The organism is Actinomycetota bacterium (genome assembly GCA_040754375.1).
Classification (GTDB): domain Bacteria; phylum Actinomycetota; class Acidimicrobiia; order Acidimicrobiales; family AC-14; genus JBFMCT01.
In genome coordinates this window covers 1-10,991 of sequence record JBFMCT010000065.1, presented here as the reverse complement: position 1 = coordinate 10,991, position 10,991 = coordinate 1, and the positions used below count along the sequence as shown (strand labels likewise).

Genomic DNA, 10,991 nt, shown 5'->3' with positions numbered 1-10,991 from the left:
TCGTCGTAGGCGATGGCCCCCAGGCTAGGCGAGGCCCCGACCAGGCGGTCGGCGTGGTCGTGGCAGAAGGTGGTGGTGGTGCCGTTGTCGGTCACCGACGTGCGGTTGGAGTTGAGCCCCGCCCCCGCCGCCGGCCCGCAGCCCCCGGCGGGGGCGTAGCCGTAGGTGAGGTGGTGGCCGGGCACGTGGGCCTCCACCAGCCGCCCGGCGCCGTCATAGGAGAAGTTCGGGCCCCCGGGGTGGGCGTCGACGCCGTCGCTGACCTGGTCCATTACCCGGCCTGACTGCGAGCGGGTGACCGACGAGGACGAGAACCCGGCCTCGGAGGCCAGGTCCCAGGCCAGCGAGGCCAGCCGCCCGGCGCTGTCACGCGTGAGCGAGGCCAGCGACGAGCCGTTGCCCGCCCCTCCCACCGCCGCCGGGTAGGAGAGCGTCCCCCGGGGCCGGGTCGGCCCGGGAGGCCGGGGCTGGGTGCCGTCGTAGTCGTTCGCATTGGGGCCCGTCTCGGCTGCTGTGCACCGCCGGGCCCGGAAACCGCCGGTCCCGCCGCGTCCGCTTCTCGTTGGTCGGTTCTTCGGCTTCGGGGACGCCGGGCTTGAGCACGAACCAGGCGAATCCCCGTGAGCTGAGCTTGAACCATCAGAGGCGTCTTGCACATGGGCCGAACGGCCCATTCGTCGACGTGGGCCAGATGGCTGGTGGTTGCTGGCCGACCTCATGCCAGGCTGGAGGGCAGTCCTCGACGGCCCCGACCGGACCCCCGGGTCGTCGACCGGCGGGGCTGGCCCAGTTAGCCTCGGGCCGGGCCGCCCGGCGATGGGCGACCGGCTGAACGGAGCGTGGTCGGCGAATGGGCAACGTGTGCGGGAGGGCGAGCGCTATCACAGTGCTCACGCCCGTGCGCCCCGGGTTCGTGCGCCTCACCAAGCTGGGTTACGTCCTGCCCCGCAAGGTGCCGTGGATGACCGAGGCCCTGCGCAAGCTGTCGTTCATCCACTTCGCCCGCTGGTCGTTCATCGACCGGGTGCCCTACAACGGCCCGCCCCAGCGGCCCGAGCACCCGCGCTACTGCTACCTCTACTTCGAGAGCAACTTCAACGGCACGTGGGACGACTACATCGACGCCTTCTCCTACATCATGCCGGTGCGGATGCGGCTGATCTGGGGCACGTCGTTCGGCTTCCCGGGGGCCAAGCCGGTGGGCCGGTTCAAGCGCTACATCACCCACAACGAGATCGAGGCCGACCACTTCTACAGCGCCTACCCCGAGGCCACGGCCACCGTCGCCCTGGCCGCCCTGCGCCTCGGCGACCGCTTCGAGGCGTTCAAGGCCCAGGCCGCGGACATGGGCCCGGCCGAGCTGGGGCGGGCGTGGCGGGAGTTCCTCGTGCGCTCCCAGGGTGACTTGTGAACGGTCCCCACAACCGCCTCGGGCAGTCCTACGCCCTGCTGGTGATGACCCCCGTCGTGGCCGGCCACGAGATCGCACTGCGCCGCCACCTGCGGGCGCTTCCCGAGGGACCGGCCAGCCCCCTGGGCCGGCTCCCGGGGGTGCACTTCGCCCGCTGGGTCACGATGGACCAGCCCGCCTTCCAGGGCGCCCCCATGCGCCCCGACCCCTTCAAATCGCAGTACCTGCTGTTCAGCGCGTGCTTCGACGGTGAGCTTGCGCCCTTCCTCGACGACCTGTGCGACCTGCTGGGCGAGGACGCCGACGCCATCTGGCAGCACTGCGTGGGGTACCCGGGCCGCGGCGACCGGGCCGCCTTCGCCCGCTACTTCATGCACAACCAGATCGACACCGAGGTCTACTTCTCGGCTTACCCCGACGCCACCGTGGCCCGGGTGCGCGACAGCCTGGCCCGGCGCGACGAGCTGATCGCCTTCGCGGCCTCGGTCCAGGGGGTCGACGACGACGAGCTGCACCGGCGGTGGTCCGAGACATTTGGGAGTGGCCGGTGAGGCACACCGCCAACCCCCTCGACCTCGACGACATCCAGGGCAACATCCTGCGGGGCTACGGGTTCCCGGCGGCCGGCTACCTGTTCGTGCGGGTGGACGACCCCGAGGCCGGCCGCCGTTGGGTGGGCGAGCTGGTCGACCCCGTCACCACCGCCGCCGAGTGGGTCGAGGGCAAGCCCGAGCACACCCTGAACGTGGCCTTCACGGCCCCCGGCCTGAGCGCCCTGGGCGTCCCCGAGCGGCTGCTGGCCACCTTCCCGCCCGCCTTCGTCGAGGGCATGAGGGCGAGGGCCGACCTGCTGGGCGACCGCGGCCCCAGCGACCCGGCGCGCTGGGACGACGGGCTGGGCCAGGGCACGGCCCATGTCATGGTCACCGTCGACACCCTCCGGGCCGGCGCCCTGGGCGAGCACATGGACGACCTGCGGGCCTATGTCGAGCGCCCCGGGAGCGGGCTGGCGGTGGTGCACGAACAGCGGGCCGCGGTGTTCGCCCATGCCCGTGACCAGTTCGGGTTCGCCGACGGGTTCGCCCAGCCCCTGGTCGAGCACAGCGGCATGCCGCCGCGTTCGGGCCGGGGCACACCCGGCCGGTGGTGGGGGTGGAAGCCGGTCAAACCCGGCGAGTTCGTGCTCGGCTACGAGGACGAGGACGGCCTGCTGCCCGACTCGCCGGCCGCCCCCCTGGGGGACAACGGCACGTTCATGGTCTACCGCAAGCTCTACCAGGACGTGGCCGGGTTCCGCCGGTTCCTGCGCGCCCAGGGTGCCCGCTTCCCGGGGGGCGAGGAGAAGCTGGCGGCCAAGATCGTGGGCCGGTGGCGCGACGGCACCCCTCTCGTCCTGTCGCCCGACCGCCCCGACCCGGCCATCTCCGGCGACCTGGAGCGCATCGACGACTTCCGCTACCGCGACGACCTCGACGGCTTCCGCTGCCCCCTGGGCGCCCACATCCGCCGCACCAACCCCCGCGACGCCCTGGGCTGGGGCGGGATGCGCACCAAGCGCCACCGCATCATCCGCCGGGGCATGCCCTACGGGGGGCCGCTACCCGAGGGCGTCCTCGACGACGACGGCGCCGACCGCGGGCTCGTGTTCATCTGCTTCAACGCCTCCATCGAGCGCCAGTTCGAGACGATCCAGCACCAGTGGTGCAACGACGGCAACGTGTTCGGCCTGGGGGCCGACCGCGACTTCCTGCTCGGGGGCCCGGAGGGCACGGGCAAGATGACCGTGCAGGGGGACCCACCGGTGATCGTCTCTCCTATGCTGCCCTTCGTGCAGACGCGGGGCGGTGAGTACCTGTTCATGCCCGGCCTCGACGCCCTGCGCGCCCTGGCCGCCGGCTTCGGATGACGGGCCCGTTCGTCACGTCCGGGCCTGGCTCGGGTGACAGCTATCCCCGCCAGTCGGCTCGCACCCGCCAGTTCCGGCTGGGCGCCCCCCGCAGCTTCACGGTGGCCGACGACGGCCGCCGGGTGGTGTTCCTGCGGTCGTCGGCGGGCGACGACCCGGTCAACGCCCTGTGGGTGCTCGACGTGGCCACTGGGGCCGAGCGCCTGGTGGCCGACCCCCGGGCCCTGGTCGGCACCGGCCCCGAGTCGCTGCCGCCCGAGGAACGCGCCCGCCGCGAGCGGGCCCGGGAGGCGTCGGGCGGGATCGTGGCCTACGACACCGACAGCCCGTGCCGGGAGGCGGTGTTCGCCCTCGACGGCCGCCTGTTCCTGGCCGCTCTCGACCGCGACGGCGGGGACGGCGACGCGGCCAGGGTGGCGGCCCAGCCCGGCGGCCACGCTGTGAGCGGGTCGGGCGGTGGTGGGGGGGCGGGGGGCATGGGCCGCCGCGTGGCCACCCTCGGCGGCGAGGGCGAGGGCGAGGGCGAGGGCGAGGCCGTCGAGGACGGCCCGCGTGGCCCTCGGGGCAGGGGTAGCGGGGTGACCGAGGTGGCCGCTCGGCCCGGCGTGTACGACCCCCGCCTGGCCCCCGGCGGCGGCCACGTGGCCTACGTGACAGGCGACACCCTGCGGGTGGTGGACCGCGGTGGCAGTGAGCGGCTGGTCCTGGCGCCCGAGGGGCCGGAGGTGTCGTGGGGTTCGGCCGACTTCGTGGCCGCCGAGGAGATGGGGCGTACCCGGGGCCACTGGTGGTCGCCCGATGGCCGCCGCCTGGCCGTGGCCCGGGTGGACGTCTCCCCTGTGCAGTCCTGGTACATCGCCGACCCAGCCGAGCCGGCGTCGCCCCCGCTGACCGTGCGCTACCCGGCCGCGGGAACAGCCAACGCCGTCGTCGGCCTGTGGCTGGTCGACCTCGACGGGGGCCGCACCGAGGTGGCCTGGGACGCGGCCGCCAAGCCTTACCTGGTGGCCGTGCGCTGGGGGCCCGAGGGACTTCTGGTCACGGTCCAGTCCCGCGACCAGCGCACGCTCGACGTGCTGGCCGTCGACCCCGCGACCGGGCAGACGTCGTTGCTGGCGCGCCAGAGCGACCCGGCGTGGGTGGAGATCGTGCCCGGCACCCCGGCGTGGGCGCCCGGTGGGCGGCTGGTGACCACCGTCGACGGCGAGGGCAGCCGCCGCCTGGCTTTGGACGGCGAGGCTGTCACTCCCCCCGGGCTCCAGGTCCGCCGGGTGGCCCACTCGGGCCCCGCGGGCGTGCTGTTCACGGCTTCGGCCGCCGACCCGACCGAGGTCGACGTCTACCGCCTGGGCCCCGGCGGGGCCCCCGAGCGGCTGACGGGCGGCGGTGGGGTGGGCGACGTGGCCGCCGCCGCCGGCGACGTGGCCGTGCTCTCGTGGGCTTCGCCGGCCGAGCCCGGGGCCCAGGCCCAGGTGTGGCAGGGCGACGTTGCCCTGCACGCCGTGGCCTCGCTCGCCGAGGTGCCCGCGGTGCGGCCCCGGCCGTTGTTCACCACCGCCGGGCCTCGGGCGGTGCACGCCGCCGTCCTGCTGCCGGCCGAGGGCTCCCCCGGGGCGGCCGCTCTGGCGCAGGGCCCCTTGCCCGTGCTGCTCGACCCCTACGGAGGCCCCCATGCCCAGCGGGTGCTTCGGGCGCACAACGCCTTCTTGGGCCCGCAGTGGCTGGCCGACCAGGGCTTCGCGGTGGTGGTCGTCGACGGCCGGGGCACACCCGGCCGGGGCCCGCAGTGGGAGCGGGAGGTGCTCGGCGACCTGGCCGGGCCCGTGCTCGACGACCAGGTCGACGCCCTGGCCGACCTGGCCCGCCGGGACGAGCGCCTCGACCTGTCCAGGGTGGCTGTCCGGGGCTGGTCGTTCGGCGGTTACCTGGCCGCGCTGGCGGTGATCCGCCGGCCTGACGTGTTCCACGCGGCCATCGCCGGTGCGCCCGTCACCGACTGGGCCTTGTACGACACCCACTACACCGAGCGCTACCTGGGCACCCCCCAGTCCGACCCCGACGCCTACCGCCGGTGCTCGCTGGTGGCCGCGGCCGCCGGCCTGCGCCGCCCGCTGCTTCTCGTTCACGGCCTGGCCGACGACAACGTGGTGGCCGCCCACACCCTGCGGTTGTCGCGCGCCCTGCTGGAGTCTGGCCGCCCTCACCAGGTCCTGCCCCTGTCGGGCGTCACCCACATGACCCCCCAGGAGGTCGTGGCCGAGAACCTCCTGCTCCTCCAGGTCGCCTTCCTCAAAGAGGCCCTGGGCCCGGGCTGAGCGGTACCCCAACGAAAACCTGCGCGGGAATCGTGGGCGAAACGCCCACGATTCCCGCGCAGGTTTCGTGGGGTCAGCCCGTCCGGGGCTCGTGGCGGGCCAGCAGGGCGGCCCGCCGGGCCTGGCGCCGGCCCATGACGCGGAAGACCAATAGGTGCACGGGCCACACGGCCCGCCAGTAGGCCAGCCCGAGCAGGCCCTTGGGGCGCAGGGCGGCCACCTGCTCGATCCTGGCCTGTGGGGGACCGCACACCTGGTAGCCCAACCAGGCCTCTCCGCAGAACCACCGGCGGGTGCCCAGCACCAGCGACGACCCGGTCTTCTCCTCCACCACCCACCAGTCGACGGCCGCCCCGGGCTCGACCCGCGGCGGGCGCTGCAAGTGCAGCCGCTCGCCGAACAGCCCGCCCAGGGCCAGCCGCAACCGCCAGGCCCACGGCGTCCCGTACCACCGCAGGTCGCCGCCGCAGCGGGTGAGGTCGTCCTTGGCCCCGTCCACGTCGCCGGCCGGAAGGGAGACGTTGGACCGCATGGCGTAGACGCCGTTGCTGAGCCCGGCACGGAACGACAACAGGCCATGGCCGATGCGGGCGGCCTGCTCGTCGAGGGCGGCGGAGATGGCCTCGGCCACGGGCAGGGGGGCCACGCCGAAGGCGGCGGCCGTCGGCCCGGGGGCGGTCACCACCACCTCGGTGGCCAGGCTGTCGATCAGCGAGTGGCTGACGTGGCGGTCCACGGGCGTGACCAGGTCGACCCAGCGGGCCGACAGGCGGGGGGTGAGGACCGGGACGTCGACGATGACCCGCGGTCGTAGGCCCCGGACCTGGGCGTAGGTGGCGATCATGTCGCGGTAGGTGGTGGCTTCGGGGCAGCCGATCTCGTAGACGCCGGGCCCGACCTCGGGGGCCGCGGCCAGGTAGGCCAGCAGGTCCCGTTCGGCGACGGGCTGCACCCGGGTCGTGATCCAGCGGGGGCACACCATGACCGGCAGTCGCTCGGTCAGGTAGCGGAGCAGTTCGAAAGAGATGCTCCCGGCCCCGATGACCACCGCGGCCCGCAGTTCCACCACGCCCACACCCGCCGAACCCAGGGCCCGTCCCACCTCCTGGCGGCTGCGCAGGTGCTCGGACAGCGTTCCCCGGCCCAGGCCCCCGAGGTACACGATGCGGCCCACCCCGGCCGCCGCCGCGGCCTGGGAGAACGACTCGGCCAGGGCCCGGTCCCTTCCGGAGAACCCCTCGCCGCCGGCCATGGAGTGGACGAGGTAGTAAGCGGCGTCGCAGCCGGCCAGGGCCTCGGCCAGGGCCGGCGTGTCGGCCACGTCGACTGCCCGCGCCACGGCCGCCGCGGGCAGCTGGTCGGCCCGCCGACCGATGGCGACCACGCGGTGGCCCAGGCCGGCCAGGTGGGCCACCAGCCGCCGGCCGACGTAACCGCCGGCCCCGGCCACCGCGTAGGTCGCCAGGGTTACCCCTCGAACCCGCCCAGGTCGGCCAGGGCCACGGCCAGGCGCACGTACTTGTTGCGCCCGAGGTCACCGACCGTCTTGATGTTGAAGGCCTCCTGCAGGTGGACGGCGTCTCCCTCGCTGATGCCGGCGATGGCGTCGACGGGGGCGTCGAGCAGGTCGCTCAGGGAGTGGTTCTCGTAGGCCTTGGTGAGGCCCTTCTCCAGGTTGGCGGCAACGGCCATCTCGGCTCCTTTCCGATGGTACGGGCCGCGAATCCAAGCCGGGCGCCGGGCCGCCGTCAAGTGGTCGGTGGGCCCTACGGGCGCGAGGCGCAAGCCAGCCCTCAGCGGGTGACGGTGGCGGGCAGGGCGGCCAGGCGACGGGCGAAGTCCTCGACGATCTGTTCGACGCTCGTGGCCCCCCGTACGGGAGGGACGGGCCGGCCGTCCTTGAGGTAGACGTAGACGCCGAGCAGGAGCCGGCCCCGGCGCAGGAACACGAGGACCGTGCGGGCCGGCGGGCTGGTCTCGCCCACCTCGTGGTAGTCGAAGGCCAGCCGCTCGACGCCGGCCACCACCGGCCAGTCCCGGTCGGGGGGCGTGCCGAACACCAGGCCCACCACCTCCCCGGTGCTGGGGCGGCGCAGGGCACCGGAGCACCCGGCCTGGGCGGCCCGCAGCTCGACGAAGGCCTGAGCGGTGGCGGCCTCGTCCTGGTAGGCCACGGCCTCGGTGGACATCACCAGTTCCTGGCGGGGGTCGACCACACCGACCTGGCGGCGGGCGATGCGCAAAGCCTCGCTGGGGAAGGCGGCCGCGCACAGGTTGAGCGTGACCTCGTTGGCCGTCTGGTCGCCGCCCGGGTAGAGGCCCACGGCGTAGCCCTCGGGAACGTCCTCGGGCTGGACCGACAGGGCGGGCAGGGCGCCCGGGTTGTCGCTGTCGAGGGCGATGTAACCCTCGGGCAGGCTCGTGTCACACGTGGTGGCCAGCAGCCCGGCCAGCACCAAGCCGGCCACCGCCGCCCTCATCAGGGCTGCGCCGCCTCGTGGACGGGCCCACCGGGCCCGTCGGCGCTCACCGGGCCACCGGGCCCCACCGGGCCGCGCCCCACCGGGCCACCGGGCCCGTCGGCGCTCACCCGGCCACCGGGTCGCCGCGCCCCACCGGGCCGCGGACGGCCACAGGCCCAACCGGTGCGGGTTGGCTGGCCTCGCTGGCCTGGCGGGCGTGGTAGCTGGAGCGGGCCAGGGGCGACGCCTCGACGTGGGAGAAGCCCATGGCCTGGCCTGTGCGCCTCAGCTCGTCGAGCTCGTGGGGGTGCCACCAGCGGGCGACGGGCAGGTGGGCGGCGCTGGGCCGCAGGTACTGGCCCACGGTGAGGATGTCGACGCCCACGCTGCGCAGGTCGGCCATGGCCTCGACCACTTCGGCCGGTTCCTCGCCCAGGCCGACCATGAGGCCCGACTTGGTCGTCAGCCCGGCCGCCTTGGCCCGCCCCAGCAGGGCCAGGCTGCGGGCGTAGGAGGCCTGGGGCCGCACGGCCCGCTGCAGCCGGGCCACGGTCTCGAGGTTGTGGTTGAGCACGTCGGGCCGGGCCGCGAACAGTGCGGCCAGCACCGCGGGGTCGCCCTTGCAGTCCGGGACGAGGACCTCGACGGCCGTGCCCGGGCAGCGCGCCCGCACCGCGTCCACGGTGGCCGTGAACTGGGCCGCGCCCCCGTCGGCCAGGTCGTCGCGGGCCACGGCCGTCACGACCGCGTGAGCCAGGCCCATGCGGGCCACGGCCTCGGCCACCCGGGCCGGTTCGGCAGGGTCGGGGGGCCCGGACGGGCGCCGGGTGTCGACCAGGCAGAACCCACATGCCCGGGTGCAGCGGTCGCCGTTGATCATGAACGTGGCCGTGCCGTCGTTCCAGCACTCGAAGATGTTGGGACAGCCGGCCTCCTCGCACACCGTGACCAGTTCCAGCTCCCGCATGGTGCGCTTGAGCTGGCGGTAACCGTCGCCCAGGTCGGCCCGCACCCGGAGCCACTCCGGCTTGCGGGCACCGATCGTCAGCGCCTCGGGGACGGCGACCGGCCCGGCCGCCCAGGCGACATCGGCCCGGCTGGCCTGCCCCCCGCCCCAGTGCTCGGCCGCTCGGGCGCTCACGGCCTCGACCACCGCCCGCATCGTCACCCGCACCCCCTCGGCGGCCATCGAGGTGACCGCCTTGTCGGGGATCCCGCACGGCACGATGCGGTCGAACCACGCCATGTCGGGGTCGACGTTGAGGGCGAACCCGTGCATGGTCCGGCCCCGGCTGCGCCGCACCCCCACGGCACACACCTTGCGGGGGGCGGGGCCGTCAGGCCCGGCCCACACGCCCGGGAACCCGGGGAGCCGCCCCAGCCCCCCCAGCCCGAGGTCGGCGCAGGCGTCGATGACCACCTGCTCCACCGACCGGACGAAGGCGGGCGTGGCCCCCGGCCCGTCGGGCCAGGACAGCACCGGGTAACCCACGAGCTGGCCCGGCCCGTGGTAGGTCACGTCGCCGCCCCGGTCGGTGCGCACCAACTCGGCCCCGACCGACGCCGGGTTCACCAGCACGTTGGCCGGGTCGCCCCGCAGGCCCAGGGTGAAGACGTGGGGGTGCTCCTGGAGCAGGAGGTATGGATGGCGGGAATGGGCGAACAGCGCCCGCTGCAGGCCGTGGGCGTCGTGGAAGCGGACGCGCCCCAGCCAGCGCACCCGCAGGGGGCTGTCCACCCGGGGGTGTCCTAGGCCCGCGGCGGCCGGGCGGCGGCGGCCACTACAGCTCCTGGGCCCAGTCGCGGGTCTCGATGATGTCCTTGATCCTGGCCACGAAGGCCGACGCGTAGGCCCCGTCGAAGGCCCGGTGGTCGAACGACAGCCCGACCACGCCCACGGGGTGGACGGCCACCGCGTCGCTGCCGTCGGGTAGCTCGATGGCGACCGGCTTCTTGCGGATGCCGTCGGTGGACAGCACAGCCACCTGGGGCTGGTTGATGACCGGGAACGTGATGAACGTGCCGAACGGCCCCGGGTTGGTGATCGTGATCGTGCCCCCGGAGATGTCGTCGGCCGTCAGCTCGCGCGACCGCGCCCGCCGGGCCAGGTCGGCGATCGAGCGGGCCAGGGCCGTGAGCCGGAGCTGGTCGGCGTCGTGGACCACGGGCACGATCAGGCCCTCGAAGTTGAGGTCGACGGCGATGGCCAGGTGGGTGCGGCGGTGGACGATGAGCTGGTTGTCGCCCACCGAGGCGTTGACGTGGGGGAACTCGGCGATGGCGTCGATAGTGGCCCGGGCGATGAACGGCAGGTAGGTCAGCGAGAAGCCCTCACGGGCCTTGAACTGCTCCTTGTGGGCCGCCCGCACCTGGTCGACGGCCCAGAAGTCGACCTCGGTGGCCACCAGCACGTGGGCCGACGTGGCCTGGGACCGGATCATGTGCTCGGCCGTGCGCTTGCGGATGTTGGAGAAGGCGATGACCTCGTCGTCGCCTCCGGCCCGAGGCACGGCCACCGGCTTGGCCGTGGCGGCGGGGGACGCGGCCGGCGGGGCCGCTTGGCTGGCGCCCGCGCCCTGGCGGGCGGCCGCCCGGCCGCCACTGCGGTCGATGTAGGCCAGCACGTCGCCCCGGGTGACCCGCCCTCCCTGACCGGTGCCGGGGATCTGCTCGGGGTCGAGACCGTGCTCGTTGACCAGGCGGCGAACGACAGGGGAGAGCAGCCGGCCGGCCGTCAGGTCGCTGGGACCGTTCCCACCCCCGCCGCGGCCGTTGCCCTCGGGCTGACCGCCGGCTGCGGGGGCCTCGGGAGCGGCGGGGGCCGCGGGGGCCGGAGGGGCCGCGGCGGCCGGAGGGGCCGCGGGGGCCGCGGGGGCCTCGGGAGCGGCGGGAGCCGC

General features: G+C 74.7%; 10 protein-coding genes. 4 read left to right on the top strand and 6 right to left on the bottom strand.

Annotated elements, in window-relative coordinates; all coding sequences use genetic code 11:
- On the bottom strand, nt 1-413 hold a 413-nt coding region (locus tag AB1673_16685; protein ID MEW6155601.1), incomplete at its 3' end, for a hypothetical protein.
- A gap of 473 nt (nt 414-886) precedes the next feature.
- Here AB1673_16685 and AB1673_16680 point away from each other — a divergent pair.
- Genes AB1673_16680 through AB1673_16665 form a run of 4 tightly spaced genes read left to right on the top strand, consistent with a single transcriptional unit; the run spans nt 887 to nt 5,632 of the window.
- Complete coding sequence (locus AB1673_16680; GenBank protein ID MEW6155600.1) at nt 887-1,411, top strand: hypothetical protein; 525 nt, start codon at nt 887-889, stop codon at nt 1,409-1,411.
- Nucleotides 1,408-1,962, top strand: coding sequence for a hypothetical protein (locus tag AB1673_16675; GenBank protein MEW6155599.1), 555 nt, complete (start codon nt 1,408-1,410; stop codon nt 1,960-1,962). The genes AB1673_16680 and AB1673_16675 overlap by 4 nt, the downstream gene beginning before the upstream one ends.
- Entirely contained in the window at nt 1,959-3,317 is a 1,359-nt protein-coding gene (locus AB1673_16670) for a Dyp-type peroxidase (GenBank protein ID MEW6155598.1), read from the top strand. Before AB1673_16675 ends, AB1673_16670 begins: the two co-directional genes overlap by 4 nt.
- Nucleotides 3,314-5,632, top strand: a complete 2,319-nt coding sequence (locus AB1673_16665; protein MEW6155597.1) for a prolyl oligopeptidase family serine peptidase — start codon at nt 3,314-3,316, stop codon at nt 5,630-5,632. Before AB1673_16670 ends, AB1673_16665 begins: the two co-directional genes overlap by 4 nt.
- Nucleotides 5,633-5,705: 73 nt before the next feature.
- On the opposite strand, the gene AB1673_16660 is transcribed toward AB1673_16665, so the two are convergent.
- From AB1673_16660 to AB1673_16640, 5 genes are all read right to left on the bottom strand, one after another.
- Entirely contained in the window at nt 5,706-7,082 is a 1,377-nt protein-coding gene (locus tag AB1673_16660; GenBank protein ID MEW6155596.1) for a DUF2867 domain-containing protein, read from the bottom strand.
- Nucleotides 7,083-7,099: 17 nt separating this feature from the next.
- Nucleotides 7,100-7,324: a hypothetical protein gene (locus AB1673_16655; protein MEW6155595.1), complete on the bottom strand. Its 225-nt coding sequence runs from the start codon at nt 7,322-7,324 to the stop codon at nt 7,100-7,102.
- A gap of 101 nt (nt 7,325-7,425) precedes the next feature.
- Nucleotides 7,426-8,100 (bottom strand): hypothetical protein, encoded by a 675-nt coding sequence (locus AB1673_16650; protein ID MEW6155594.1) that lies wholly within the window; start codon nt 8,098-8,100, stop codon nt 7,426-7,428.
- 118 nt (nt 8,101-8,218) lie between these two features.
- Nucleotides 8,219-9,832, bottom strand: coding sequence for a lipoyl synthase (lipA, locus tag AB1673_16645; protein MEW6155593.1), 1,614 nt, complete (start codon nt 9,830-9,832; stop codon nt 8,219-8,221).
- 43 nt (nt 9,833-9,875) lie between these two features.
- Nucleotides 9,876-10,991: dihydrolipoamide acetyltransferase family protein (locus AB1673_16640; GenBank protein ID MEW6155592.1), on the bottom strand; the 1,116-nt coding region annotated here is incomplete at its 5' end.

Coding starts and splice junctions, on each gene's coding strand:
- AB1673_16665 (MEW6155597.1), top strand. CDS start 3,314: ATGACGGGCCCGTTCGTCACGTCCGGGCCTGGCTCGGGTGACAGCTAT.
- AB1673_16655 (MEW6155595.1), bottom strand. CDS start 7,324: ATGGCCGTTGCCGCCAACCTGGAGAAGGGCCTCACCAAGGCCTACGAG.